This is a genomic window from Pseudomonas sp. B21-056, assembly GCF_026016325.1.
Classification (GTDB): Bacteria; Pseudomonadota; Gammaproteobacteria; order Pseudomonadales; family Pseudomonadaceae; genus Aquipseudomonas.
Genome location: NZ_CP087203.1, coordinates 3,158,895 through 3,184,746, shown reverse-complemented (window position 1 = coordinate 3,184,746; position 25,852 = coordinate 3,158,895). Strand labels below are relative to the sequence as shown.

Below are 25,852 nucleotides of genomic sequence, written 5' to 3'. Positions count from 1 at the left end.
GGAGAACCTTGTGAAGAAAATTCTTATAGCCAACCGCGGTGAGATCGCCCTGCGGATCATCAGGGCTTGTTGCGACGCCGGCTATGTCTCAGTGGCTATTGCCTCAGAAGCAGACGCCGCCGGCCTCCATGCGCGAGCGGCCGATGAAGTACACATCCTCAAGGGCACCTCGCCCCTGGACACTTACCTGAATCAGCAGGCAGTTCTGGATATCGCCATGAAGTCCGGGGCAGATGCCATTCACCCCGGATATGGTTTCCTTTCCGAGAATGAATTGTTCGCCGCTGCGGTAGAGGCAGCAGGTCTTATCTGGATCGGCCCATCGGCCCAAGCCATTTCGATGCTGGGCGATAAAGTCGCAGCTCGCAGGATCGCTAAGAAAGTCGGTGCCCCGCTCCTCCCTTCAATCGACGACGGCTCCCTGACCGTGGAAAATGCCAGGTCCTTTGTCGTGGAACATGGCCTACCAGCCATCATCAAAGCCCAGAACGGCGGCGGCGGACGCGGGATGCGGATTGTTCGCGACGTCCTGGAAGTAGAAACCCAACTGGCAGCGGCCCAGCGCGAGGCGACCCTTGCATTCGGACGTCCCGAATGTTTCATCGAGCGGTATGCCGAACATGCACGGCACGTCGAGACCCAGTGCCTGGCCGATAGCCACGGCAACGTGATTGTACTTTCTACCCGTGACTGCACGCTGCAACGTCGCCAGCAGAAACTGGTAGAGGAAGCCCCCGCCCCGTTCTTGAGTGAAGCGCAAGTTTCCCAACTTACCGTGGCCTCGATCGGCATTCTCAAGGAAGCTGGTTATTGCGGCGCCGCGACCGTGGAGTTTCTGGTCACTCCAGACGGGAACATCTACTTCCTGGAAGTGAACACCCGCGTCCAGGTAGAACATCCGGTTACCGAGGAGATCACCGGCGTCGATATCATTCGCCAAATGTTCAAAATTGCCGAAGGTGAACGGCTGGACCTGAACCCCCCCGCGATTTGCAGACACTCCATTGAGTTTCGCATCAATGCCGAGGATCCATGGTCTGGCTTTTGCCCCGTCCCTGGCAAAATCAGAGCACTGCATCTCCCGGCCGGACCTGGTGTGCGCGTCGACTTTGGATACGCGGAAAACGATACGATCCCGCCCTATTACGACTCCCTGATTGGCAAGTTGATTATTACGGGTAGCGACCGATCCGAGGCAATTGCACGGGCCAGACGGGCATTGGCCGAGTTCCACGCCGAGGGCATCAAGACTATCGTCCCCCTTCATCGTGCAATCCTTGAACGAGGAGAATTCATTGCTGCCACGGCTGAAGAATTCAAGGTCTATACACGATGGATCGATTCCGAACTGGCTGGACTGTCTGAAAGTGCCCGGCAGATACAAGATGCAAACGACTCACCAGGATTGGTGTCCGCAGAGGCAGCAATGAATGTCGACGCCATTGAAGAAGACGCCCTGGAAACGCCGACCTATCGCGCAGGCATCCGGGCGCCCCTTTCAGGAATGATCATGGATCTTTGCGTGAGCGAAGGTGAATGGGTCAAGGCAGGCGATGTAGTCGCAATCATGGAGTCCATGAAGATGGAGCAATCCATTCTCTCTGACGTTTCTGGCGTTATCAGCAAAATAAACGTTGAGAAAGGCGCTTTTATTGAAATGGATGCCGACATCATGGGGGTTGACTGATGCCTCGCCAAAATTTCCTGGCGACTGCCGAGGACGACCTTCCTCAAGGCAGCGCGCTAAAAACCCTGGAGGTCACCGTTCTTGAGAGCTGGATCGACTACAACGGCCATATGACGGAGTGGCAGTACTACAGGTTGTTGGCGGATGCAGGGGAAGTTCTCTTGCGAGCGATTGGTTTCAGCGAAGAATACCGACTCAAAGGCTACAGTTTTTTCAACGTGCAAGGGCAGCAGAGGAACCTGAGGGAATGCCGAAAAGACACTCCGCTCGTGGTGTTCTCGGAAATCATCGGGTTTGATCATACAAGGCTGCATTTGTATCAATACATCATCGACACCAATCGAAATATAACCGTAGCGACCGGTGAACATATGATGCTGCATGTGGACACCACTCGACGGTGCGTAACGCCTATGGAACCGTCCATGTATGATTCCCTTGTGCAAGCCTTTGAACGTTTGCATCCGGCATTGCAACCTAAAGGGCTCGGTGTTCCGTTCATCAACATAGACGCCAACATCATGAACTGAACTGGATGGGGTGGTTCGACGCTTCCGTGCCTAAACGGGGTTGCTACTGCTCTCCTTCATTGGGCCTGCACCCGATACCATTGATGGTACCGGGTGCAAGGCATCTCAGCGTTTCCCTGCTGTAACCTGAATCAACCGAAATGCCCCGCTGTCGCGCCACCATCAATGGAGTAAAGCGCACCATTGGTGTACGACGCCTCGTCCGAAGCCAGGTGGAAAATTGCCTTTGCCACTTCCGACGGCAGCGCAAAGCGGCCCAGCGGCACCTCTTTCGCATAAGCCTGCATCTCGGCCACCGGGTCTTCAGCCTCAGCAAACAAACTGTCCATCATAGGTGTCTGGACGAACCCCGGGCACACCAGGTTCGAGCGAATACCGTATGAGCCGTAGTCCAGGGCCAGACAGCGCACCAGGCCCAGCACGCCATGTTTGGAGGCGCAGTAAGCTGCATACCCGGAAGCCCCCCGCACCGAAGCATCCGAGCCGACCGCAACAAAGGCGCCCTTGCGCTGTTCAAGGAAAATCGGCATCGCGTACTTCGCCGTCAGCCAGACTCCGGTGAGATTGATGCCAAGGGTGAAGTCCCATTCTTCCTGCTCCAGGTCATGCACCAACCCCGTGCGCGCAACACCTGCGCAGGCGGCGACGGCATGCAAAGGAATGCCCTGCTTTGCGACGAGTTCGAACGCGCTGCGTACCTGTGCTTCATCGCGTACATCCACAACCTGACCCTGGAATTTTTCAGCCCCTATCAGCGTTGCCGTGCCAGCCAGACCTGCCTCGGAAACATCACAACCCACCACGTAATAACCCTGGCGCGCGAACTCGGCAGCGGTGGCTTGGCCGATTCCTGAACCAGCGCCGGTGACCAGAACCGCTGCAATAAAATGGCTCATCGTCATCTCCTCGAAACCAACGGCGGCTCCAGGCGTTACGTGAGAGACCTCACCGGCGCTGGAGCCTATGGGCAGACCTACTTTCTGACGGCGTCCACCACGGTGAAGCCGACAAAGGCCATGACGGTCAACAGCACCATGATGTAAGGCAGTGCGCCAAACACTCCGCCGGGATTGGCCGCGAAGTTGTAGATCAGCAATGCGATGAACACCGCGACACCCAGCCCGATGGCGAGGACCGTACCCGGCCTGGATTGACCGTCGATCCTGATTTCCCTGATGGCGCCAAAGCCGAGCAGCACGTAAGGCGCAATCCAGAACAGCGAATAGAGAGTCGACAAATAGGCGGTCGATTGCAGCGGCGGCGTTGCAGCCAGAAGCTGCAAGGCGACAGGAATGCAGGCAGCCGCCAGCGTCATCAGCACCGTTGAACCGGTAGGTGAACCGAACCGGGGATGGATCCTGGAGAAAATCTGCGGGATGAAGCGGTCGACCGATGCCGTCGCAAACACCCGGCTGCCGTAGTTCATGAAGGCTACGAGGCTTGCGAACGTAGCGGCGCCCAACAGGAAGTCGATGGGCAGTTGCAGGAACTCCATGCCGGCGGCCGTGGCCAGGATTTGCGTGGGTGACTCGCCGTTACCCAGCGCTTCAAGGTTTTGCCCCATCAAGGGCGCACTCAAAACCAGGATGGCGACGAATGCCAGCCCGGTGATCAGCAACACGTTGCGCAGCAACAGCGGTACATTCTTTTTCGGGTCGTCCGTTTCGGCCGCGAGCGCTGCCAGGGCATCGCAGCCCACGAAATAGGCCAACGCGACAATAGTTCCCTCGGCCAGGCTCGACAGGGATGTTCCCTGCAAAGTCAGCTGCGCTTGCAGGTCTATTCCGGTTTTCGACGCGGCCATGACGGTCACGATGGCGAGCAACGGCACCGGGAGAAACGACAACCAGGCCGTGATCGAAATCGAAGCGTCCAGCCCCCGCCAGGTCAAGACGCCGGCCAGGATCGAGATGAGGATGGCCGTCGCGGCCTGGAACCAGCCTGACAGCGCAAACGTCACGCCGACGCTGTGCAGGAAGCTGCTGCTGAACGTCACGAAGCAAGCGGACAGCGCCGCGCAGACCACCAGGAACCCCACCAGATAGGAGGCCGCAACCACGCGTTGAGGTACCCGTCCCAGGGAGATCCCCACATAGGACAACAGCGAGCCGGTCACCACGTATTTGCGGGCGAACACGTTTACCGCTGCCGTCATGCAAAGTGCGGCCAGCAACGCGAGCGCCATCGCCAGCCATGAGGCATTGCCTGCATACAGGGGCATCGAGCCTGCCGCGATTGCGGCGCTAGGTCCCAGCTGCTGTCCGGAGAGTCCCAGAAGGGTTACGCGGGTTAACGATACCTTCTGTTCAGTGCCGGGCAGGCTCTCCCCGATCACGGGGTCGCCAGTGCCAAAAGAAGTATTTGCCTGAGTCATTATTATTATCCCGTTAGGTAAACGCCTGGGCTGACGCCCGTTGTGTGGCTAAACGATCGGAGCGGCATCGCGGTCAAGGTTGTCGTCGGCGTTGCTGATCACTTCAAACTCTGTCTTCAGGTCCAGGTTCAAACAGAACAGCCAATAGAGCATCGCGCCAACAGGGATGCCGACGAAAAAGGCGTAGTCGACGCCGCCGAAATAGCGGGCGATGGGGCCTTGGTAGAACGACAGGTACATGAACGGAATCATCGCCAGGAAAGACAGGACATAAGCGGCGATACCCCGCCAGTTCCACTTCCCATAGATGCCCCGCACGTTGAAGATTTCCCTGACCGAGTACCGGCCTTTTCGGACGATGAAATAGTCCACCAGGTTGATCGCCGTCCAAGGCGCCATCAGATAGGCCAACACCGCCAGGACCGTATAGAAGGTGGTATTCAGGAAGTCTGCGGGCAACAGAACGCCGACTACTGTCGCAGTCACCCCGATCAGCGCAATGGCCTTGATTCTCAGCGCTCTGCTGGGAGACGTCGGCAGCACACTGTCCAGCGCAGTGATCAACGTCAGCGCCCCGCCGTAGGCGCACATGCCATTGAAGATCAGCAGTGCAATACCACCGACCGTCAGCACGACGGCACCAAAGCCGGGATAGACCAGATCGCCCGATAGCTGCAAACCCAGGGTAATGGCTTCTTTCGGGTACAGCGCGGCGCTCATGGCGCCGACCGCTTCCATGCCGAACACGCCCAGCCCGGCACCCAGGCCGGTGTAGGCAATAATGGATCGGTGGCTGGTGGTGGGCGGCATGTAGCGCGAATAGTCAGAGACAAAGAACGCCCATGACAGTTGATAGGCCAACGCGGCGGAGGTGACCATCAGAAAGGGGGTGAACTGGAAACTGCCGGCCAGGCTGAACAGGCCATCCGGAAGATGGCCGCCGTACAAAAGGCCCGCAACGTAGATCAGCAACACCACGACCAGGACAAAGGTCGTGTAGCGTTGCCCCACGTGCAACAGGTTGTAGCCGAAGATCGCCACGGCAATCGATATCAAACCCAATACCACGCCGCCGGTTGTCGCTGAACTCAGTTGCAATTGTTCAGCCGTGGCGCCCATCAGGTTCACGTTCAAGACGATGTAGCCCCAATAGACCAACACCGCCACGAGCCAGATGAATAGTGCGCCATAGCGACCGAATTGAGGTCGGGTCTGCACCATCTGCGGCAGTCCCAGGTGCGGGCCCTGGCTCGCGTGCGCAGCGACAGGCAGCGTGCCAAGAAAGGTACCCAGGGCCAGGCCGATCAAGGTCCAGGCCAGGTTGAGTCCAAGGGCAATCCCGATGGCACCGGTTGCCAGGCTGAGCAGTTGGGCACTGCCGGCGAACCAGATGGTGGCTTGGTCGCCGAGACGACCATGCCGCTCACTCAGGGGCACATAATCGATGGATCTTGACTCCACCAGCGGCGCGCGGCTTTCAAGGCCGGTCGCACGCTCAGTCCCGATATTCTTGTTCATGATGCCAACGCTCCGCGATTTGCTTGCGCATAAATTCTTGTTGTCAGTGTCAGTTCACGCGGGAAAGGAGTTACGCCAGACGCCAGGAACAGCGCAGCTCCCGTGCGCAGGAAAGGAAGGCTTTGATGCCCTCCTCCCACCGCACAGCACCTAATGAAACGTGGCTGACTCAGATGTCCGGGCGGGTGTACGGAAACCACCAGCCCTGCACGCTTGGCTTGAACTGCATGTGCACGTGTTTCACGTCCGTGAAGGCATTGATGCCGTCCAGGCCAAGCTCTCGGCCCAGCCCCGACATTTTCTTGCCGCCGAATGGCGCGGCAACGTTGTCCTTCAACGGGTCGTTGATCCATACGTGGCCGCTGTCGATTTCGGTGGCGGCACGCATCGCCGATTCCAGGCTGGACGTGAAGATGCTCGAGCCCAGACCGAAATCACTGTTGTTGGCGTGATCGATGGCCTCATCCAGCGAACGGATCCTGCAGAACGTCGCCTGCGGCCCGAACAGTTCATGGCGCGGCTGCTGCTTGTTCGGGTCGGTGATTTCAACAATCGTTGGCTGGAAGAAATGACCCCGTGGGAAATCAACGCGCTTGCCGCCATGACGGATTCTTGCGCCCAGGCTCTGCAGGTGAGCCAGACCGCCTTCGACGCCAGTGAGCGCGGCCTTGTTGATCAGCGGACCAATGTCCACATCGCCCATCGGATCACCAATGCGCAGCCTGGAAACCGACTGGACGAGCGCCTCCATGAAGTCATCGTAGATTTTTTCATGGATGAAGAAGCGCTCGGAGCCGGTGCACACCTGGCCGCAGTTCAAGAACGCCGCAAACGTGGCGGCCTGCACGGCCATATCGAAATCGGCATCATCCAGGACAATGAACGGATCGGAGCTGCCCAGTTCCAGCAGCAACGGCTTCATCCGCTCGGTCGCGCCCTGCATGATTTTCTGACCGGTAGGCACCGAACCGGTGAATGCGATCATGTGCGTGTCAGGATGTGAAACCAGGTAGGCAGAGCCCTTGGCGCCACAGGTCACGACGTTGAAAATGCCGGGCGGCAAATGGTCGAAAATCTTCGCCAACAGCAGCGCGGTCATCGGCGTGACTTCGGAAGGCTTGATGATGCAGGTGTTGCCTGCCGCCAACGCCGCCGCCACCTGCCACGTCATCAGCAGAACCGGGAAGTTGAATGGCAGGATGCTGACGATGACGCCCAGGGGCTCACGCAACACCAGGTTCATCTGGCCCGCCATGTTTGGCTGGACAACCTGCCCGCCCTGGGTACGCGCGACCTCGGCCAGATGGCGGTAGGCATCGACGCTCCACTCGACCTCATCGAGGCTTTCGCGCAAGGGCTTGCCACTTTCCTGGGTGAGCAGGCGCGCCAGTTCCGGTGCATGTTCCCTGAGACGAACCGCGCAGGTGTGCAACAGTTCGGCGCGCTCGCCCGCTCCTACGCGAGCCCATTTGCGTTGTGCAGACTTGGCAGAAGCAACGACGGCATCCAGTTCGCGGGTGGTTGCCTCGGCGACTTCGGCAAATATCTCCTCCGTCGCCGGGTTCTCTACTTGAATGGCGGCGCCTTGGCTTTGTACAAACTTGCCATCGTAATAAATGTTCATCTTCAACTCCTGCTTCTTTTCTAAGTTTTATTGCACTTGAATATCGATTTACGAATATGCGGGGCGCGCAGTGGCCACATGTTCACGGGCAAACAAAATGGCCACGATGTTCAACACGACCAGCGACACGGATGCGGCGATGAAACCGTCGGTGTATTGCCCAGTTACGTCCTTGATCACACCCAGGACCATCGGGTACACGACGCCACCGAGCAAAAAGCCCAGACTCATGATGATGCCGTTCGCGGTGGCAGCCAGCTTGATGCCCACCGAGTCGGCTGCCAGGCAGTAGGCCAGCGGGATACCGCCATAAGCGAACAGGCCAGAGATGGGCAGCATGGCGGCGAGCAAAGGGTAATTTTTCATCGACAGCGCCGCGGCACAGCCGAAGAACGCTACCGTCATGCCCACGCCGGAAATCAGCATCAGGGGTTTGCGTCGGCCCAGCCGGTCGGACATCAAGCCGAACGTCACCGCGCAAATCATGCCCACCAGTGGGTACAGGGCACCGATCAGGCCGGCATCGCTCTCGCTCCAGCCGTTTTCTTCCATGAGGATGGTCGGGACCCAATAGATGGCCACCGCGTAGGAACCCCAGACGCCCACCAGAAATACCGCGGCAACCAGCACGTTGCGGTGAGTCAGGGCCGCCATGAAGTCCCGGATGACAGATGACTTGCCGACCTCGGCCTGAGTCGCAGGTGTCGCGAAATGCTTGGGTTCCTTCAGGAAGAACAGGCTGATGAGCATCGTCACCACCAACGCGATGGCCCCCAGGGCCGAACCGTCACGCCATCCATAGGCATTCAGCACATGGGAATAGGCATAGAGGGCGAGCAATGTGCCTATCCCGTCCGTTGCCAGCATGGCGCCCATGGCCACGCCGGTTTTGCCGGACTGCTCGAACCAGCGCAGCGCGAGGGTGTAAGGCCCAATGAACAACAGCGGAATGCCGGCACCGAGAAAGATGCGAGACATCAACATCGCTTCGAATGAAGGAACGTAGGCGAAGGCGACCTGCCCGATTGCGGAAATGAGCAGACCCAGGACGGTGATCTTCTTGGCACCCCAGCGGTCCACCAGAATGCCGGCAAATGGAAGGATGATCCCGCCGGCCACTGCAGAAGCCGAAGCCAGCGTACCCACCATCGTATAAGTCATGTTCAGATCGGTCATCATAGTGACGATCTGGGTGGAATAACCGACATAAGGTATGAAAATGGCGACGGTGGCGAGGAAGCACAGGAACAGTGCCAGCCATTTTCCCTGGTCATTGACGGGACTGTAGCGAGACATGGTTTTCTCCTTTATCTGAAGGGGTTGGGAGACACTCAAGGTCGAACGCCAATCCTTTGGGGCACGGCCCCAAAGGATCCACTTGAGCGTCTTGCTGTCCTTCGCTTTTTATTATGAGAAGTGCTGAATAAAGTCTTACTCGGCGAACCGTTTTGGTTTTGCAAAGAAACGGAAATCGTCGTACTTCTGGCCGTAGATGTACGGCACATACGCATCGCGGTTTGGCAATTCATCAAACCAGGGCACGGTCCAGGAAGAGGCGCCTTCGGCATAGAACGCTTCGCCGACGGACACCACCGGGATAGTGTCCAGCGGATCCATGGTGGAGCCGGTCAGCTTGAGGGTGCCTTTGCCCACGCGCGTTACGCGATAGGACTCTTCGGTCTTCATGCAGTTGAGAACGACGTCGTTCTGCAAGCCGATACCGGTAACGTGAGGTTGGGCCTTGATTTCAAAGTCGTAGTTGCTGGTATCGAGTGGCCCCAGGTCCGGGCCGAACTCAGCGTTGATTTCGATCAGGCGTACACCGTTGCGCTCGGTGTAGCCGTAGGCATCGTTACCATCGAAATACAATTGCGACGAGGCCAGCTTTTTACCCTCGCCCCACATCTCGCGCCCGATCGTGACCGGCATGTCACCGCTGACGAAGAGGGTCAGCATGGTCGTGCCGGTGAATTCCTTGTAACGGCAATTCAGGTAGATAACGCCACAATCGAACTCGCCGCACAGGGCGCTCTGCCAGCGAGAGACGTTGGCGATTGCAATCGGTTTTTCAGGGAGTTCGAAGCATGGCGGCAGCACTGAGCGCAAGAATTCAAACGTGGTTTCGAATTCGATGGAAACGGATTCTACTGTAAAGCGCCCCTTGGACAGCAAAGCCTGGATTTCTTTTACTTCTTCAGGAGTTTTAACAAAGCCCATGATTATTATCCTTGTGCGGTGGTCTAGTTATAGCGTCCGGGACTCACGACCCAAGCCCGAACCCTGTAACTAGAGTTGCTCACCGACCCGTGCACCAACAATGGTGCGAACATAATAAAATGCAAAAAGCAGCTGTATGATCGTATAGGCTTCAAAGTTGGCACGGACGCGTCCATGTCATTTATTACGAACAGCGATACATCCGCCGATTAAAGCGCAGGCATTATTATTCAGGGGCTGGAACTACAACAAATACGCGACAGCCTACCCACTGCTGGCATAAAGATATCTGCAAGACAAACACTCACTCATCTTGAGTCAGGCACCTCCGAGGGCAACTTGCGGATATGGGGTTCCTTCTCGGTACTCGCGGCGCATAGATTTGAAATGCCAGCGATATCCGCCGACTTGAGCGCAAACCATAATATGGCGACGTCATCCGTCGAATCCAAAGACCTGGCGGTAATCTCCTCGATCCTGCGCACTCGATAGACCAATGTCTGTTTATGTATATGCAGCTTGTTAGCGGTATTTATCCAGGATCGGTTGTTTTCCAGAAACGTACGCAGGGTGTGCAACAGTTGGGCGCCTTGAGCAGCGTCATAATCCGTCAGCGGTCCCAGGACCCGGCGAAACGCCTCGGTTGCATCATGCAGGCTTTGTGGCAGCCAGGGAGAATTCACCCCAGTGTCCGAGTAGAAACTGAGCGGGCCATTCTCGGTGGCATGGGCCAGCGCCAGGCGTGCTTCGCGCAGCGCATTGGCACAATCGTCCACATGTTCAAGGAAATCGCTCACGCCCACTTTGATCAACAGATTGGACTGAAAGTCGCGGACAGTTTCATCCGCCCAGAACAGCGCAAAGACCTCCTCGCCCTGCACCCTTAATATGAGGTCGATGCCATGCCGCACCAGCGCCTCGTCAATCTCCTCGATCGACAGCGCGCCCAAACGGGCGACTGCGAGCCTCAAGCGTGAAACATCCGCACCACATGCCTCTAGCCGTTCTTCTGCCTGCCGAGGCAGCACACGCTTGTGCAGGAGGTCGTCGATCAGTTCGCTCCCTTGGCGCAACTTGGTTTCCCGGTCGACCCTGAGTCGTTCGAGTTCAATACCGATAACGGCAACGACGTGATGCAGCAGACCGTAGTCCAGTGCTTGCGCACTGTGGGCAGCCAACAGGCAACCGCGGTGAGAGGGCACGGACACCAGCACGGTTTCACCGTCCGCCACCGCACACCGCTGGACAATGGGAGTGCCGTGGGCGGCTCTCGGGCGTTGAAGTATGGCCTCGCGATGGAGCGCAGGAAGCTCAGCCAATCCAGCCATCCACGGGTCCAAGGAGCGTGGGTCGACCAGATGCAGCACCGCTCCTACGTCGACCTCCAGGCGTTTGAGCAGCCCCGGCAGCCCCAAGCCCTGGATGCTGATGCGGGCGGTCTCATACACGTGGGTGATGGCGTTGCGCCGATTGTTCTCCAACTGCTTGTAGGCATTCACCACCGCCTTGGTAACGGCTGAAAACGGAACACCATACTCGGTCATCAACACCGGGAAACCCAACGCCTTGGCCGCCGCGAACAGTTCGTCAATATCCGCAGGGGCCTGCATGTTGTCACCAATCATCAGCCCTGCCAGCCCACCGACGTGCAGGCGCTCGACATACAGCCGCTGCTCGCCTGGATCCGCCGGAATGCCAATGCCCGTGGTCATCAGCAAATCCCCCTTCCCCAGCCATTCGGATGGGTCAGCGAGCTCGCAGACGTGTGCCCAGCTCACTGTTTCGTCGCACCGCTGCGCACCGCATATGACACGGGTGCGCAGTTCAGGCGTCAGGATCAGATCGTTCAAGGTCAGGGGCATGGTCAGTACATCGAGTGAATGATAGGGCTGGCCCGGCGGGCCGGGTCCGGTGAAAGTCTTCCAACGCAATAACCTTGCCATGAATAACGATGGCGCTGATGGGCGCACGGCCAGCGGCAATCGTGAGCCGCAGAGGCTGGCGAGCTCTTCCTTGATGAGTCAGATGTACCCAGATCATAGCCCATTACTGTGTAGAAAAGCACCAACATAGGTCGTATGACCTAATTTTAGATTCATGACATGAATGTGCTTGCCTCACCCCGTGGGCGAGGTAGGCTAGCGGGGATAAATGGATGACTGGATAGGATCAGATATGCCCTCGCCTGCTGCCACCGAAGACCAAGAGATAGAGAGCCAGGTCAAATATGGCCGCACTCAGAAAAGGTCGAGAAAGATCGAAGAGATAAATGATGCGGCGGCGCAAGTGTTCATCCGTGACGGCTACGCGGAGTTTTCCGCCCGCAAGGTGGCGAAGGAAATGGGCATCAGCCTGAGCACCCTGCAGCATTACTGCGGGAATACCGAAAATCTTTGCTTGCAGATGATCAAGGCCAAACTTGAGTCTTTTGTGTTCCGCTTCCAGGAGATCTACACCGACAGCCATACGCCGCCTATGGAAAAGCTGGCCCTGGCGATTCGGGAAAATGTGGCGGCGACCCTGGATCATTACACGGGCAGGTTGTTTTTCCAGATGGGCGCACTGGCGACCCAGGATGAACGCATCAAAGAGGTCATGATCGAGCAGTACGAGTATTTTCTGACCGGCCTGAGGTACCTCGTCCGTGAGATCAATCCCCAACTGAATCCGGACGCTGTCGATACCTACAGCGGGCTCATCGCAACGATGATTGAAGGTAACTTCTTTTACCAATGGCAACCCAGCCTCACCCCTGAGATCCGGGCACAGATGCTCGATACCTCGATAGCGCTCTGGAGCAACACGCTGATGAATCCACCTCGCCCCATGTTACTCACGGACGAGGTGTAGACGCCGGGTGTTATCGCTGCCCTTATCGACGGACATCCGGCCAGTCGTCGTACAGTCGCCCCATCAGATAGGGCGCGTAATCAACGCCATCCTTCGACAGATCCACCACCTGCTCGACAATGTAGGATGTCTCCCCGCCGAGATGGCCACCCTCTATAAAGTCTCCGACCGGCACCGTACCTACGCCGGTGTCGAATGGCGAGCCGGTGAGCTGCAGTTGCGAGTGAGTGATCGGACGGAAGCGCTTGATCAATGTGGAATTCTTGAAAATCACCAGTTCGGGGTTGCGGATTGAGCGTGCATTCACTTCATAACCGCAGCGCAGGTCGAAATAATACTCGGGCATTTCACTCATGCCGCCCTGTTCTTCCCCCAAGCAAGCATTGAGCTGGATCAGGTCATGATTCTTCCTGCCGGCGATGCCATGAAAGTTGTCGCCGTCTTCGAAGTAATCAATCGTCCCCTGCTTTTTTGGCATCCCCCAGAACTCACGCCCGGTGACGATGTTGACTTCCTCCGTTTCGAGAACGGTCAAATAGTAACTGCCTTCAACGCCTTTATATTCGGCATTGACGCCAATAATGGCGGCACGGTCGCGTCCCATACGATTCGGTACGCCATTCACCCACTCCATGAACGACAGGAATCCGACCGAGACTATCGGTTTCTCGCAAACATTCAGGCACGGCGGAAGCACGCTCCGCACGAACTCAGCGGTGGTGGAATAATTGACATAACTGTAACTGTGGTGCGTGCGGATATTATCGTAATAGCTCCGGTATTCGTCCAACTGCTGTCGAGTCCAAACATAACTCATCATATTCCCCTTGTTTTTATCGTACGGTGAGCCGTAATGCATATATCAGGCTGCTCCGAGAATGACCTGCATGCTGTACAGGCAGCAATTGTACGATCGAAAACAATGCCAATAGGCTTTTGTACGATGCGACACGCACCGACGCCATTCATAACTTCGAACAAGCCCTTCTTATAGATCCGTACATGGGTCTGATTGAAAACAACCTGAATCCATCGATACTGGCGACTGCCATAAGCGAGCCTGCTTGTGCCCTGCGCCCTTCTCCACAATTTCTTCCCGAGACCTCACGATGACCTTCGATAGCTCTGACGCTGCCCTCTCCATCAACCCGGCCAACGGCGAACAGATCGGTCGTTATCCCTATGAGTCTGTCAGCGAAATGGAGGCGACCCTGGTTCGCGTACAAGCTGGCTTTGAGCAATGGCGGGACGTTGAGGTAGAAGTCAGGGCCGGAGTCTTGCTCAACCTCGCCTCCCAGCTCCGCGCCCAGGCTGAAGGGATGGCTCAGCTGGCTGCGAACGAAATGGGCAAACCTGTCGTTCAGGGGCGTGCCGAGGTGGAAAAATGCGCCGCGTTATGTGAATGGTACGCCCAGCATGGGCCACGCATGTTGGAACCTGAGCCTACATCGGTTGAGGACAATAAAGCCTATGTCGCTTACCGGCCGCTCGGGGCCGTCCTAGCGGTCATGCCCTGGAATTTCCCGTTCTGGCAGGTGATGAGGGGCGCGGTGCCGATCATCCTGTCCGGCAACCCGTATGTCCTCAAGCATGCGCCCAACGTCATGGGCTGCGCTTATAGGCTTCAACAAGCCTGGCGGGATGCCGGGCTGCCCGACGGCGTTTTTGAGGTCATCAACGTGACGCCGTCGACGGTGTCCAGGGCCATCGAAGACCCACGCATCGCTACGGTGGCTGTCACTGGCAGTGTCCGTGCAGGCTCAGCCATTGCCGCGCAGGCCGGTGCGGCGCTGAAAAAATGTGTTTTGGAACTGGGTGGGTCCGACCCGTTCGTGGTCCTGGCTGATGCGGATATTGATGAGGCCGTGAAAGCCGCCGTTGTCGGACGTTTTCAAAACAGCGGCCAGGTATGCATTGCCGCCAAACGCATCATCGTCGAACAAAGCGTGGCCAGAGAGTTCGAGAGCAAGTTCGTTGATGCAGTCGCTGCGCTCAAGCTGGGAGATCCGCTTGAAAGCGCCACTTACATTGGCCCTATGGCGCGCCCCGATCTGCGGGACGAGCTGGACGGACAAGTCAAGGCAACCGTCGCCCAAGGCGCGAAGCTGCTGTTGGGCGGTCACAAAATAGAAGGGATCGGCAATTACTACGAGCCGACGATTCTGGCAGGCGTCCGCCCCGGGATGACCTCGTTCGTGGAGGAACTGTTCGGACCGGTCGCCTCGCTGATCGTTGCCAGGGACGCGGAACACGCACTTGAACTGGCAAACGACAGCGAGTTCGGCCTAGCGGGCAGCCTCTGGACTGCTGACGTTGAAAAGGCCAGGCATCTGGCCGCGCGCATGATCACGGGCGGTGTGTTTATCAACGGCTATGTCGCCACCGATCCCCGCGTTCCCATCGGCGGTGTCAAGAAAAGCGGCTTTGGGCGGGAGCTCTCTCACTTTGGGCTCAGAGAGTTCTGCAACGCCCAAACGGTCTGGCTGGATCGCCGCTGATACGCTTCCAAAGCCGCTTTCAGGGAATGGAGGCGGTCACCAAACCGCAATATGCGAATCCGCCCGAGGCTCAGTGCCTCCGCACAACACACCACTGACCGGGTCGCGGAGGATAATCTGCCCGCGCCCGTAGTCGGTCAGGTCACTGCTGACCTGCACCTCATGGCCGCGTCGCGCCAGGGCGTTGACCAGATGCGCTGAAGCGCCGTGCTCGATGCCGACCTTCATCCCGCCCAGCCACTGCCAGCGCGGCGCGTCCAGGGCCGCCTGTGGGTTCAAACCGAAGTCCACCAGGTTCATGACCATCTGCACGTGCCCCTGGGGCTGCATGTAGCCGCCCATGACACCGAAGGGGCCAAGGGCCTGGCCGTTCTGGGTGAGGAAGCCGGGGATGATGGTGTGGAAGGTCTTCTTGCCCGGCGCGAGGCAGTTGGCGTGCGTCGGATCGAGGCTGAATTCCTGCCCGCGGTTTTGCAGGGCGATCCCGCTGTGGGGCAACACCACGCCGGAGCCAAAGCCGTGGTAGTTGCTCTGGATGAACGAAACCATATTGCCTTCTTCGTCGGCGGTCGCCAGGTACACCGTGCCGCTGGCGTGGGGATCGCCAGGTTTGGGTGGCTGGGCCTGCTCGCCGATCTGCCCGCGGCGACGGGCGCTGTAATCGTCACTCAGCAAGTCGGCCACCGCCACGCGCATATGCCGTGGATCGGTGATGTAGTGCAGACCGTCGCTGTAGGCCAGCTTCATTGCTTCCAGTTGGCGGTGCCAGGTCTGTTGGCTGTCGCGGTGATCGAAGCTGAAACCTTCGAGTATTTTCAGCGCCATCAACGCCACCAGGCCCTGCCCGCTCGGTGGGATCTCCCAGACGTCGATGCCTCGGTAGTTGACGCGGATAGGCTCCACCCACTGGGCGCGATAATCCCTGAGGTCGGTACTGCGCAGGTAGCCGCCGGTGGCCCGGGAATGGCTATCCAGGCGTTCGGCCAAGGCGCCGCGATAGAGGCTTTCGCAGCGGCTGGTGGCAAGTTCTTCGAGGGTACGGGCCTGGGCCGGGTTGCGGAAAATCTCCCCCGCCCGCGGCACTCGCCCCTCGATCAGGAAGGTGTCGAACCAAGCACTCAGCACTTGGTCACGATGAGGTGTGAACTCGTTCAAGGCGATCTGCCATTGATGGGCAACCACCGGCGACACCGCAAAGCCCTCCCGCGCCAGGCTGATCGCCGGTTGCAGCAGCTCGGCAAAGGGCAGCTTACCGAAGCGTTGCGACAGCTCGGCCCAGGCCGATGGACAACCGGGCACCGTCACCGGTGTCCAGCCGTAGAGCGGCATCCGTTCATGGCCAGCGGCCTTGACCGCTTCGACACTCAGGGACGCCGGTGCGTGCCCGTTGCCGTTGAGGCCGTGCAACTGGCCCTTGCACCAGACCAGGGCGAAGGCGTCACCGCCGATGCCGCACCCGGTGGGCTCGACCACCGTCAGCGCCGCCGCCGTGGCGATGGCGGCGTCGATGGCATTGCCGCCCTTTTGCATGATCTCGATCCCCGCTTGTGCGGCCAGGGGCTGGGAGGCGGCGACCATGCCGCGACGGGCAAAGACACTCTGGCGTTGCGACGGATACGGGTACTCATGAGCAGAAAATTTCAACATGACAAAATCTCTTCACAAACGAAACAGGTCAGAGCACGCGACTGAGGAAAGCCCGGGTACGCGGATGGCTGGGGTGGCTGAAAATCTGCTCCGGCGGTCCTTGCTCGATCAGCTCGCCCTGGTCCAGGACCACCACACGGTCAGCCACTTCGCGGGCAAAACCCATTTCGTGGGTCACCACCACCATGGTCATGCCCTCTTCCGCCAGTTCCTTCATCACTTGCAAAACCTCGCCCACGGTTTCCGGGTCGAGGGCGCTGGTGGGCTCGTCGAACAGCATCGCCTGGGGTTTCATCGCCAATGCCCGGGCTATCGCCACACGCTGCTGCTGTCCGCCGGAGAGCATGGCGGGATAGTGGCTGGCCTTGTCCGCCAGGCCGACCCGTGCGAGCAGGCTGCGGGCCTGTTCCAGCGCGGCGGCGCGCGGCATCCCGAGCACCTGGATCGGCGCCTCGATGATGTTCTCCAGGGCGGTCATGTGGGGGAACAGGTTGAAGCGTTGAAACACCATGCCGATGTCCCGGCGCTGGCGGGCGATGTTGCGCTCTGAATCGCGCACCAGGCTGCCATCGGCCCGTTCCCGGTAACCCATGGCCTGGCCGTTGACACGGATGCGTCCGCCCTGGATGTCCTCCAGCAGATTGATGCAGCGGATGAAGGTGGTCTTGCCGGACCCGGAGGCGCCGATCAGCACCACCACCTCGCCACGGCGTACTTGCAGGGAAATGCCCTTGAGGATCTCCAGGTCGCCGAAGGACTTGTGGACATCCAGCGCCTCAATGATCAGTTCTTCACTTTTGTGCGCCATGGTTAACGTTCCCTCAGCAATTTCAGGGTGCTACGGCCGAACATCCGCGTCGCGGCCGGCGGCGGCGACGAGGGCCGGTCCGATTGACCGAAGCGCGCCTCCAGCCAGCGCTGGAAGAAGCCCCAGAGGGTCGTCAGCAACAGGAAGTAGATCGCCACCACCAGGTACAGCTCGAACACCCGGAACGTCGCCGACGTGACCATCTGGGTACTGAGCAGCAGTTCCTGTACGCCGATCACGCTGACCAGCGTGGTGTTCTTGAGCATCACGTTGAACTCGTTGCCCAGCGGCGGCACGATCACCCGGAACGCCTGGGGCAGAATGATGCGGCGCATCAGCCTGGCGAAAGTCATGCCCAGGGAACGCCCGGCCTCATACTGGCCCTTGTCGACCGCGCCGATGCCGGCGCGGATGATCTCGGCCATGTAGGCGCCTTCGTTTAGACCCAGGGCAATGATCGCCGCCTGGATATTGCCGGGAATCACCAGGCCGAACAGGTCGACGTCCTCGAAGCGGAAGATCCCGCCGGCGGCCAGTGCGGTGTAGAGAAAGACAATCTGCACCAGCAACGGCGTGCCGCGCATCAGCCACACATAAAAGCGCACCGGCATGTGCAGCAACGGGTTCTTCGACAAGCGCAACAGCGCCGCCGCCAGGCCCAGGACACAGCCCAGCAACATCGCCAGCACGCTGATCAGGCAGGTCAGCCAGAGCCCGGTGAGGTAGACCCCACTGGGCTGCAACAGGTACTGCCAGAACACATCCCAATTGAAGTTCATCAACGCTTACCTCAATCGAGAGTGTCGCCGGCGACGTGCCATTTGTTGAGCAACTGGCTGTAGCTGCCATCGCTGCGCATGTCGCTGATCACCTGCTGCACCGCGGCGCTCAGTTGCGGATCGTCCTTGCGAATGCCGATGCCGGTGAGAATCCGGCTGAAGGCCGGAACCCCTTCTTCAAACAGGTCGGGGGCCATGGCAGCGTAATAGCCGGCGGTTTCCACGGTGGTGCCATAGGCATCGACCTGGTTGATCCGCAGTGCCTGGAACGCATCGGTGTCGGTGTTGTAGACCACCAGCTTCATCGCAGGCTTGCCGGCCTTGGTCAGTTTTTCATTCTCGGCGTCGAGCAGGGTCTTGATGGTGGAGCCGTTGAGCACTGCAATCTTGCGCGTGGAAAGGTCTGTAAGCGTCTTGATTGCCTTCGGGTTGCCTTTGGGCACTACCACCGCCTGGCTGGAGTACATGTAGTTGACGATGTCGATCACTTCCCGGCGTTCGGGCTTGTCGAACAGCTGGTCGACGATCATGTCGCACTGTTTGGCCAACAACGCGGGGAGCAATCCGGAAAACGGCACGACCCGCCATTCCACCTTCTTGTTGTCCAGGCGCTTGGCGATTTCCAGGCCCAGGTCGACGGTCAGTCCCTTGGGTTTCTGGGCCTCATCGAAGGACACCAGCGGCGGCGAATCCATGCCCGAGCAGTAGACGAGTTTGTCAGCCTTGATCAGGCGCTCCGGCACCACGGGGGCAGCAGACGCCCACTGTGCAAAGAGTCCCAGGGATATTGCGGCAATCAACACGTGAGGCTTATGCATGACCAGACACTCCAGTTCGTGGGTAACGGGCAGTACTCAGAGTCAGAACACCGGCAGGCTTGTGCCTGCTCTGATTATTTTTTCGATTGCAGGAACTCGATCAACTCAGGGATGGTGCCTTCGATGTGCGCCCGGACTACCGCCTCGGCCTTGTCGGCGTCACCGGCGCGTATCGCCTCGAGAATCACCTCATGCTCCTGGCGCGCGCTCATGGGTTTCTCCACGTGCTGCAACCACAGGCGCATGGGCGCCTCGACCAGGGAATAAAGGGCACTGATCTGCTTCAGCAACCTCGGGCGACCGCTGAGGCTGCACAGGTATTCGTGAAACGCCCGATGGCGGCTGACCCACTCGGCGCTTTCGTCGCGGTAGTCGTCCATCTCGTCCAGCAAGCGCTCCAGGGCCGCCAACTGGCGATCGCCAATGCGCCCTACCGCCACCCGGATCGCCAGGCCTTCGAGGGCGCTGCGCATCTCGAACACTTCCTGCAGTTCGTCGATGTCCAGGCCGCTGACAACGGCGCCGCGATTGGGCCGAAGCGTGACCAGGCCCTGGGCATCCAGGCGACGGAACGCCTCGCGCACCGGCATCCGACTCATACCGATCTCACTGGCGATGTCCTCGGCGATCAGCCGATCGCCCTTATGAAAGCGGCCACCACAAATGGCCTCCAGCAGGAAGTTGTAGGCCTCTTCCTCGGCGGTTATCGGGGGACGTTCAGCGTAAGACGGAGCAAATTGCATGGTTTGCACCCTTTGAATTTTTGTATCCAATTATCCATGGATTCAAAATAGCAGGATGCATGCCAATACACGCGATTCATGTGCAAGTGATTGATTTGACGGAATTGGAGATAGCCAGGCAGGCCGGCAGACTACTCCATTGTCACGGTTAAACCGTGCAGGTTTGCTACTTTTTCGCTCAGCTCCGCACATTAATGGGCAAAGCGGTAGCTCGGTAACGTCACATTGGAAATCCGACAAAAAAAGCTCCAGGCGCTCCTGCGGCGCGTCGTGCCGCCGATTCGGATAGCTGGGTGCCGCCGAAAAATAATCGAAACGAGCTACCGCACCAGGGGTCTAGACCATTAAGCCCATCCGATGAGAGTTCTCCCATGTTGAAGTTTCTTGGCAGTACCGTTGGCATCATTTTTCTGATCGGCCTTGTCGTGGTGATCGCGCTACTCAAATTCATCTTCTGACCAATAGCTGCACTCCCACAGGGTTTGGTGGCGTACACAAATGCTGCGTACAACCGGGTCCCATGTGGGAGCGAGCCTGCTCGCGATAGCGGTGGGTCAGTTGCAGACATGTGGCTGGGCTGCCGTCATCGCGAGCAGGCTCGCTCCCACAGGTTTTGCGGACGACCACAGGTTGTCAGTTCAACTCAGAACCCTGTGGGAGCGGGCTTATACCGGGAATGGCTCAGCGGATCTGATGCTTGTGCAGCAAGCGATAGAACGTCGGCCGTGACACGCCCAGCACCCGGGCCGCGACGCTCAGGTTGTCGCTGTGACGGTTGAGCACATCGCTCAGTGCCTGGCGTTCGGCACGGGTCTTGTAGTCTTCGAGGGTGCCCATCGGTGCCACGATCCCCTGATGACTGGCCAGGCCAAGGTCCCGGGCTTCGATCTGCCGCCCCTCGGCCAGCACCAGGCCACGCCGGACCCGGTTGGCCAGTTCCCGGACATTGCCCGGCCAGTCATGCATGCCCATCGCCACCAGGGCGTCCTCGCTGAAGCTGCGCGGCCGGCGACCGGTTTCCTGGCTGTAGAGATGGGAAAAGTGACTGGCGAGCATCGACAAGTCGCCATGGCGCTCACGCAGGGGCGCCATCACCACTTGCAGCACGTTCAGGCGATAGTACAAGTCTTCGCGAAACAGCCGGTGTTCGATGGCCGCTTCCAGATCCACGTGGGTAGCCGCCAATACCCGGACATCGACGGCAATCGGCTGGCTGCCACCGACCCGTTCTATGTGTTTTTCCTGCAGAAATCGCAGCAGATTGGCCTGCAACTCCAGGGGTAGGTCGCCAATCTCATCCAGGAACAGTGTCCCGCCATGGGCCGCTTCGATGCGCCCGATCTTGCGCTGGTGAGCGCCGGTAAACGCCCCTTTCTCGTGGCCGAACAATTCGGACTGGATCAGATGTTCCGGGATGGCGCCACAGTTGATGGCAATGAACGGCTTGTTGCGACGCAGGGACTGCGAATGCAGTGTACGTGCCACCAGCTCCTTGCCGGTCCCGCTCTCGCCACGAATCAATACCGGTGATTCGGTAGGCGCCAGCTTGCTCAACAGTTTGCGCAATTCGCGAATCGGCTTGCTGTCGCCCAGCAACTCGTGCTCGGGCAAATGGATATGAACCGAGCCCTGCCCGCGCAGGCGCGCCATGCCAAACGCCCGGCCCAGCGTCACCTGGACCCGTGATACATCGAAGGGCAGCGTATGGAAATCGAAGAACCATTCGCAGACGAAATCGCCGACATTCTTCAGGCGCAGCACTTCCTGGTTGAGCACGGCGATCCACTCGGTACCACTGCGGCTGATCAACTCCTTGACCGCTTCCGGGCGTTCCAGATGAAAAGGCTGCAATCTCAGGAGCCCCACATCGCACGTTCGATCACCGGCATGGTCAAGGGAACAACTCTCGACCTCCCAGCCGATGGTGCGCAGACCCGGCAACAGGCGATGGCAATCATCGCAGGGATCAACCACGAGCAGACGACGTGACGTACTGGCTTCGACCATGACTGATCCTTGGCGCCAAAATTAAGAAATATGAATAGAAACAGTCGATTGGCGAACCTGCATGTAACAGTAGCAAGAAGTTGACGCATCCTTGTATCAATTGATTATTGAAACTGCCCCAAAGCGGTTATAAGCGAGCGTTTCGTTAGTTACAGTCTTCGCAAATCTTTCATGGAGCTTTCAAACAAAAGGCTATTTTCCGGGTCTGAAAGAAAATCGAAATTTATTCAAGGATTGTGTGACCTGACCCACGGTTCGGAACATCAGTACAAGTAACCCGCCGCACGGTCCGCCCACCCGACGGCACATCATCTGATTGGGCACTTTTATGAGAGAACGCCATGAACGCCCCGCTCCGTATCAACGAAGCTCTTTTGATTGCCGACCGCGCATTTAAACCTTTCCAGTGCGTGGCCTGGGCCCCACAGGATGGCAACGGCGAATTGAGCCTGACCGTCGTCGACCGCACCAATACCCATATTGGCCGCACTCAGATTCCAAGCAGTGCCTATACCGATCCAGCCCAACTGGCCGACCTGTTGAAACAGGCTCGCGCCGAATTGAGCCAGGAAGGTTACAAGTTGCAGTCCTGGTCCATGCCGGAATAAACACCGGCTTTTTTGTATAAAGTCCGAGCCTGTATTGATAGCAGGCTTGGCACTGAGCCAAAAAGTCATTGCTCTGGCACGATTCGCCGCTATATGTGCAAGGTCTGACAGTTGTGCACTGTCACGTTCAGGGATTGAATGTTGCCCTCATGCAGTCATCGCCCCTCCGGGCCGGTCGACGCGCAAGGAGAGGCATGCATGCTCAATCAATTCGCGCCTGAGCTTCCGATGGCGACGGTTCACGTCGGCCAACTGGATGCAGGCTTTGCCAATACCGGCAAGGCATCGGTTCATTTTCCCGGCAGCACGTCCAGCCTGACCACCGGGCTGAGCCTCGACCGCACTGGAAGAATTCTGGTGGCGGCCAGGATCGAGACACCCCACGGCAGCCGGTTCGGGCTCGCCCGGCTCAATCACGACGGCTCGGCCGATCCAGGCTTTGGTACCGGTGGCTGTGTGATCGGCTCTTTTGAGCATGGTTTCGAAGCGACCGCAGGCAAAGTGACCGAGTTGCCCGACGGAAAGATTCTGTTATCCGGCCTGCATTACCAAAGCGCCGATTGCACCCTACCTGGCCTGGCGCTGTTCGATGCGCAAGGCCGCCCCGCCCCCGGTTTCGGCAACACCGGACGACAAGTGATCCGGATCGAAGGCAACCTCTCCCAAGGCCTGCGCGACCCTTGGCTGCCGCCTGGCATACCGGGCCTCGAAGCCTGCGATATGCGCGTGCAGCCTGATGGCCGGATACTCCTGTTGGCCAACCATCATTATCAATTTTCCGACCATGTCGGCGTCCTGATCAGGTTGCTGCCGGACGGTGCGTTGGACACCTCGTTCAACAGGGGTGGTTTTGTAATGGTTCGGCGCCTGCTCAAGAACACCTGGCTGAGCTGTCTCGCGCTCCAGGCCGATGGCAATATCGTGGTGGGTGGCGCCATTGATCTGCCCCAGCAAGGCTTGATGGTTCGTTATGACCCCAGCGGCAAACTCGATGACAGCTTCGGCGAGAACGGCTTCCTGTCCATCACCGCCGAGGAGCGCAGCGTGATGGTCAACCAGATCGTCCAACATCAGAACGGTGACCTGCAGGCGTTCGGCAGCAGTCGCGATCCCATGCATTGCCTGTCCCTGAAGGTGCGCAAGGACGGTAAACCGGATCGTCACTGCAACCAGGGGCACTGCCGGCTCCTGGAGATCGGACACAACGCCAGCCAGTGGACCGCCGCCCAGGTTCAATCCGATGGAAAACTGGTGACCGCCGGAGCCACCATCGGCGGTATCGAGGCCGACTTCATACTGGCCCGACACCTGCCAGACGCCAACCTCGACCCGGTTTTCGGCCACGGCAAAGGCTGGGTTCGCACGCGACTCGGCTACAGCCTGGACACCGCCACCTCACTCGCGGTGCAAACCGACGGAAAAATCCTGGTGGGTGGCCACTCCCTCCACGGTACCTACCGAGCCGTGGTGACCCGGCACTGGGCCTGACCCGGAAAGCACCGACTGCTGATGGGGCGGTGCGAATTCCTACGCTTGATATTCCTTATTGCTTACGGCAAGTTGCGCGCTTCTAAATAAAAGGAGCAGCCGATGTCCGGTTCCATGGCCCAGGCTTTCGCCCACAACTTCCTTGGGCACTCACCCCGCTGGTACAAGGCGTGCATCGTCACCTTCCTGATCGTCAATGCCCTGGTGTTATGGAACCTCGGTCCGGTGGTGGCAGGCTGGATGCTGGTGGTGGAATTCATCTTCACCCTCGCCATGGCCCTCAAGTGCTATCCTTTGATGCCCGGCGGCCTGTTGTTGATCGAAGCCCTGGCGTTGGGCATGACCACGCCCAAGGCGCTGTACGACGAACTGTTGCACAACTTTCCGGTGATCCTGCTGTTGATGTTCATGGTGGCCGGGATCTACTTCATGAAGGACCTGCTGCTCTTTCTGTTTTCCCGTCTGCTGCTGGGCGTCCGCTCCAAGGCGTTGCTGGCCCTGATGTTCTGCTTCCTCTCGGCGTTCCTGTCGGCCTTTCTCGATGCGTTGACCGTCACGGCGGTGATCATCAGCGCCGCGATAGGTTTCTATTCGGTTTATCACCGCGTGGCCTCGGGCAACGACCCGCGCCAGGACAGCAGCGTCGATGAAGACCACGACCTGCCCTCCTTGCACCATGGCGACCTGGATCAGTTCCGGGCCTTTTTGCGCAGCCTCTTGATGCATGGCGTCGTCGGCACCGCGCTGGGTGGCGTGTGCACCTTGGTGGGCGAGCCACAGAACCTGCTGATCGGCCATGAAATGGGCTGGCATTTCGCGGACTTTTTCGTGAAGGTCGCACCCGTGTCGCTGCCGGTCCTGGTGGCTGGGCTGCTGACCTGCCTGGCCTTGGAAAAGCTGCGCTGGTTCGGTTACGGCACGCTGCTGCCGGATAACGTTCGCGCCGTGTTGGCCGACTACGCGGAACAGGACAACCGCGAGCGCACCTCACGCCAACGCGCGGCCCTGATCGTCCAGGGAATCGCCGCGCTGATCCTGATCGTGGCCCTGGCCCTGCATATTGCCGAAGTTGGCCTGATCGGCCTGACCGTCATCGTGTTGATCACCGCGTTCACCGGCATCACCGATGAACATCGACTGGGCAACGCCTTCAAGGACGCGATGCCGTTCACCTCGCTGCTGGTGGTGTTCTTCGCAGTGGTGGCGGTGATTCACGATCAACAGCTGTTCACGCCGTTGATCCAATGGGTACTGGCCCTGCCCGCCGATCAGCAGCCAGGCATGCTGTTCATCGCCAACGGCCTGCTGTCGGCCATCAGCGACAACGTGTTCGTGGCAACCATCTACATCACTGAGGTGAAGCAGGCCTTCGTCTCCGGGCACATGAGCCGCGAACAGTTCGAGACTCTGGCAGTGGCCATCAATACCGGCACCAACCTGCCCAGCGTTGCCACGCCCAACGGCCAGGCCGCCTTCCTGTTCCTGCTGACGTCGGCCATTGCCCCGCTGATTCGCCTGTCCTATGGGCGGATGGTGTGGATGGCCTTGCCTTATACCGTGGTGATGGGTGGCTTGGGGTGGTTTGCGGTGACGTATTGGTTGTAGGGCTCGGTTGTAGATAGAGATGAAGCCACTGTGGGAGCGAGCCTGCTCGCG

The 25,852-nt window shown here is 58.9% G+C and carries 21 protein-coding genes; 7 read left to right on the top strand and 14 right to left on the bottom strand.

Annotation, left to right across the window (positions count from 1 at the left end):
• Positions 1 to 10 precede the first annotated feature (10 nt).
• Both LOY67_RS13475 and LOY67_RS13470 read left to right on the top strand, forming a co-directional pair.
• Positions 11 to 1,687 (top strand): acetyl/propionyl/methylcrotonyl-CoA carboxylase subunit alpha, encoded by a 1,677-nt coding sequence (locus LOY67_RS13475; RefSeq protein ID WP_265067638.1) that lies wholly within the window; start codon positions 11 to 13, stop codon positions 1,685 to 1,687.
• On the top strand, positions 1,687 to 2,217 hold the full coding sequence (locus tag LOY67_RS13470) for a thioesterase family protein (RefSeq protein WP_265067637.1): 531 nt from the start codon (positions 1,687 to 1,689) through the stop codon (positions 2,215 to 2,217). Before LOY67_RS13475 ends, LOY67_RS13470 begins: the two co-directional genes overlap by 1 nt.
• 131 nt (positions 2,218 to 2,348) lie before the next feature.
• Here LOY67_RS13470 and LOY67_RS13465 read toward each other — a convergent pair whose 3' ends face one another.
• From LOY67_RS13465 to LOY67_RS13435, 7 genes are all read right to left on the bottom strand, one after another.
• On the bottom strand, positions 2,349 to 3,113 hold the full coding sequence (locus LOY67_RS13465; protein ID WP_265067636.1) for an SDR family NAD(P)-dependent oxidoreductase: 765 nt from the start codon (positions 3,111 to 3,113) through the stop codon (positions 2,349 to 2,351).
• Positions 3,114 to 3,190: 77 nt separating this feature from the next.
• Entirely contained in the window at positions 3,191 to 4,591 is a 1,401-nt protein-coding gene (locus tag LOY67_RS13460) for an APC family permease (protein WP_265067635.1), read from the bottom strand.
• Positions 4,592 to 4,639: 48 nt separating this feature from the next.
• The gene (locus tag LOY67_RS13455) at positions 4,640 to 6,109 is read right to left on the bottom strand and encodes a purine-cytosine permease family protein (protein WP_265067634.1); all 1,470 of its coding nucleotides are present in this window, start codon (positions 6,107 to 6,109) and stop codon (positions 4,640 to 4,642) included.
• A gap of 169 nt (positions 6,110 to 6,278) precedes the next feature.
• Positions 6,279 to 7,733 (bottom strand): aldehyde dehydrogenase family protein, encoded by a 1,455-nt coding sequence (locus tag LOY67_RS13450; RefSeq protein WP_265067633.1) that lies wholly within the window; start codon positions 7,731 to 7,733, stop codon positions 6,279 to 6,281.
• Between the two features lie 48 nt (positions 7,734 to 7,781).
• Positions 7,782 to 9,029 (bottom strand): MFS transporter, encoded by a 1,248-nt coding sequence (locus LOY67_RS13445; protein WP_265067632.1) that lies wholly within the window; start codon positions 9,027 to 9,029, stop codon positions 7,782 to 7,784.
• 135 nt (positions 9,030 to 9,164) lie between these two features.
• Positions 9,165 to 9,950 carry an acetoacetate decarboxylase family protein gene (locus LOY67_RS13440; protein ID WP_265067631.1) on the bottom strand — a complete coding sequence of 262 codons (786 nt, stop codon included), beginning with the start codon at positions 9,948 to 9,950 and terminating at the stop codon, positions 9,165 to 9,167.
• A gap of 308 nt (positions 9,951 to 10,258) precedes the next feature.
• Entirely contained in the window at positions 10,259 to 11,812 is a 1,554-nt protein-coding gene (locus LOY67_RS13435; protein WP_265067630.1) for a PucR family transcriptional regulator, read from the bottom strand.
• A 313-nt stretch (positions 11,813 to 12,125) separates the two neighbouring features.
• Here LOY67_RS13435 and LOY67_RS13430 point away from each other — a divergent pair, with 313 nt between their 5' ends.
• Entirely contained in the window at positions 12,126 to 12,800 is a 675-nt protein-coding gene (locus LOY67_RS13430) for a TetR/AcrR family transcriptional regulator (RefSeq protein ID WP_265067629.1), read from the top strand.
• A gap of 22 nt (positions 12,801 to 12,822) precedes the next feature.
• Here the strand turns inward: LOY67_RS13430 and LOY67_RS13425 are convergent, their stop codons facing one another.
• Positions 12,823 to 13,617 carry an acetoacetate decarboxylase family protein gene (locus LOY67_RS13425; protein WP_265067628.1) on the bottom strand — a complete coding sequence of 265 codons (795 nt, stop codon included), beginning with the start codon at positions 13,615 to 13,617 and terminating at the stop codon, positions 12,823 to 12,825.
• Between the two features lie 292 nt (positions 13,618 to 13,909).
• Here LOY67_RS13425 and LOY67_RS13420 point away from each other — a divergent pair, with 292 nt between their 5' ends.
• A complete protein-coding gene (locus tag LOY67_RS13420) occupies positions 13,910 to 15,298 on the top strand; it encodes an aldehyde dehydrogenase family protein (RefSeq protein WP_265067627.1) in 1,389 nt (462 codons plus the stop codon).
• Between the two features lie 36 nt (positions 15,299 to 15,334).
• Here LOY67_RS13420 and LOY67_RS13415 read toward each other — a convergent pair whose 3' ends face one another.
• The 6 genes from LOY67_RS13415 to LOY67_RS13390 all read right to left on the bottom strand — a co-directional run bounded on the left by LOY67_RS13415 (position 15,335) and on the right by LOY67_RS13390 (position 22,100).
• Positions 15,335 to 16,945 (bottom strand): gamma-glutamyltransferase family protein, encoded by a 1,611-nt coding sequence (locus LOY67_RS13415; protein WP_265067626.1) that lies wholly within the window; start codon positions 16,943 to 16,945, stop codon positions 15,335 to 15,337.
• Positions 16,946 to 16,973: 28 nt separating this feature from the next.
• Positions 16,974 to 17,753 (bottom strand): amino acid ABC transporter ATP-binding protein, encoded by a 780-nt coding sequence (locus LOY67_RS13410; RefSeq protein WP_265067625.1) that lies wholly within the window; start codon positions 17,751 to 17,753, stop codon positions 16,974 to 16,976.
• Positions 17,754 to 17,755: 2 nt separating this feature from the next.
• Positions 17,756 to 18,532: an amino acid ABC transporter permease gene (locus LOY67_RS13405; RefSeq protein ID WP_265067624.1), complete on the bottom strand. Its 777-nt coding sequence runs from the start codon at positions 18,530 to 18,532 to the stop codon at positions 17,756 to 17,758.
• 11 nt (positions 18,533 to 18,543) lie between these two features.
• Positions 18,544 to 19,350, bottom strand: a complete 807-nt coding sequence (locus tag LOY67_RS13400; protein WP_265067623.1) for an ABC transporter substrate-binding protein — start codon at positions 19,348 to 19,350, stop codon at positions 18,544 to 18,546.
• 74 nt (positions 19,351 to 19,424) lie between these two features.
• Positions 19,425 to 20,093 carry a GntR family transcriptional regulator gene (locus tag LOY67_RS13395; protein ID WP_265067622.1) on the bottom strand — a complete coding sequence of 223 codons (669 nt, stop codon included), beginning with the start codon at positions 20,091 to 20,093 and terminating at the stop codon, positions 19,425 to 19,427.
• A 681-nt stretch (positions 20,094 to 20,774) separates the two neighbouring features.
• Positions 20,775 to 22,100: a sigma-54 dependent transcriptional regulator gene (locus LOY67_RS13390; RefSeq protein ID WP_265067621.1), complete on the bottom strand. Its 1,326-nt coding sequence runs from the start codon at positions 22,098 to 22,100 to the stop codon at positions 20,775 to 20,777.
• 341 nt (positions 22,101 to 22,441) lie between these two features.
• Between LOY67_RS13390 and LOY67_RS13385 the strand changes: the two genes are divergently transcribed.
• From LOY67_RS13385 to nhaB, 3 genes are all read left to right on the top strand, one after another.
• Positions 22,442 to 22,708: a hypothetical protein gene (locus LOY67_RS13385; protein ID WP_072391050.1), complete on the top strand. Its 267-nt coding sequence runs from the start codon at positions 22,442 to 22,444 to the stop codon at positions 22,706 to 22,708.
• Between the two features lie 198 nt (positions 22,709 to 22,906).
• Positions 22,907 to 24,196: a hypothetical protein gene (locus LOY67_RS13380; protein ID WP_265067620.1), complete on the top strand. Its 1,290-nt coding sequence runs from the start codon at positions 22,907 to 22,909 to the stop codon at positions 24,194 to 24,196.
• Between the two features lie 102 nt (positions 24,197 to 24,298).
• On the top strand, positions 24,299 to 25,801 hold the full coding sequence (gene nhaB / locus LOY67_RS13375) for a sodium/proton antiporter NhaB (RefSeq protein WP_265067619.1): 1,503 nt from the start codon (positions 24,299 to 24,301) through the stop codon (positions 25,799 to 25,801).
• Positions 25,802 to 25,852 lie beyond the last annotated feature (51 nt).

What these genes read in the sequence shown, in the direction of transcription:
- LOY67_RS13435 (WP_265067630.1), bottom strand. Translation starts at nt 11,812, where the DNA reads ATGCCCCTGACCTTGAACGATCTGATCCTGACGCCTGAACTGCGCACC.
- LOY67_RS13415 (WP_265067626.1), bottom strand. Translation starts at nt 16,945, where the DNA reads ATGTTGAAATTTTCTGCTCATGAGTACCCGTATCCGTCGCAACGCCAG.
- LOY67_RS13395 (WP_265067622.1), bottom strand. Translation starts at nt 20,093, where the DNA reads ATGCAATTTGCTCCGTCTTACGCTGAACGTCCCCCGATAACCGCCGAG.
- LOY67_RS13445 (WP_265067632.1), bottom strand. Translation starts at nt 9,029, where the DNA reads ATGTCTCGCTACAGTCCCGTCAATGACCAGGGAAAATGGCTGGCACTG.
- LOY67_RS13450 (WP_265067633.1), bottom strand. Translation starts at nt 7,733, where the DNA reads ATGAACATTTATTACGATGGCAAGTTTGTACAAAGCCAAGGCGCCGCC.
- LOY67_RS13470 (WP_265067637.1), top strand. Translation starts at nt 1,687, where the DNA reads ATGCCTCGCCAAAATTTCCTGGCGACTGCCGAGGACGACCTTCCTCAA.
- LOY67_RS13405 (WP_265067624.1), bottom strand. Translation starts at nt 18,532, where the DNA reads ATGAACTTCAATTGGGATGTGTTCTGGCAGTACCTGTTGCAGCCCAGT.
- LOY67_RS13390 (WP_265067621.1), bottom strand. Translation starts at nt 22,100, where the DNA reads ATGGTCGAAGCCAGTACGTCACGTCGTCTGCTCGTGGTTGATCCCTGC.
- LOY67_RS13425 (WP_265067628.1), bottom strand. Translation starts at nt 13,617, where the DNA reads ATGAGTTATGTTTGGACTCGACAGCAGTTGGACGAATACCGGAGCTAT.
- LOY67_RS13465 (WP_265067636.1), bottom strand. Translation starts at nt 3,113, where the DNA reads ATGAGCCATTTTATTGCAGCGGTTCTGGTCACCGGCGCTGGTTCAGGA.
- LOY67_RS13385 (WP_072391050.1), top strand. Translation starts at nt 22,442, where the DNA reads ATGAACGCCCCGCTCCGTATCAACGAAGCTCTTTTGATTGCCGACCGC.
- LOY67_RS13380 (WP_265067620.1), top strand. Translation starts at nt 22,907, where the DNA reads ATGCTCAATCAATTCGCGCCTGAGCTTCCGATGGCGACGGTTCACGTC.
- LOY67_RS13430 (WP_265067629.1), top strand. Translation starts at nt 12,126, where the DNA reads ATGCCCTCGCCTGCTGCCACCGAAGACCAAGAGATAGAGAGCCAGGTC.
- LOY67_RS13420 (WP_265067627.1), top strand. Translation starts at nt 13,910, where the DNA reads ATGACCTTCGATAGCTCTGACGCTGCCCTCTCCATCAACCCGGCCAAC.
- nhaB (WP_265067619.1), top strand. Translation starts at nt 24,299, where the DNA reads ATGTCCGGTTCCATGGCCCAGGCTTTCGCCCACAACTTCCTTGGGCAC.
- LOY67_RS13410 (WP_265067625.1), bottom strand. Translation starts at nt 17,753, where the DNA reads ATGGCGCACAAAAGTGAAGAACTGATCATTGAGGCGCTGGATGTCCAC.
- LOY67_RS13400 (WP_265067623.1), bottom strand. Translation starts at nt 19,350, where the DNA reads ATGCATAAGCCTCACGTGTTGATTGCCGCAATATCCCTGGGACTCTTT.
- LOY67_RS13460 (WP_265067635.1), bottom strand. Translation starts at nt 4,591, where the DNA reads ATGACTCAGGCAAATACTTCTTTTGGCACTGGCGACCCCGTGATCGGG.
- LOY67_RS13455 (WP_265067634.1), bottom strand. Translation starts at nt 6,109, where the DNA reads ATGAACAAGAATATCGGGACTGAGCGTGCGACCGGCCTTGAAAGCCGC.
- LOY67_RS13440 (WP_265067631.1), bottom strand. Translation starts at nt 9,950, where the DNA reads ATGGGCTTTGTTAAAACTCCTGAAGAAGTAAAAGAAATCCAGGCTTTG.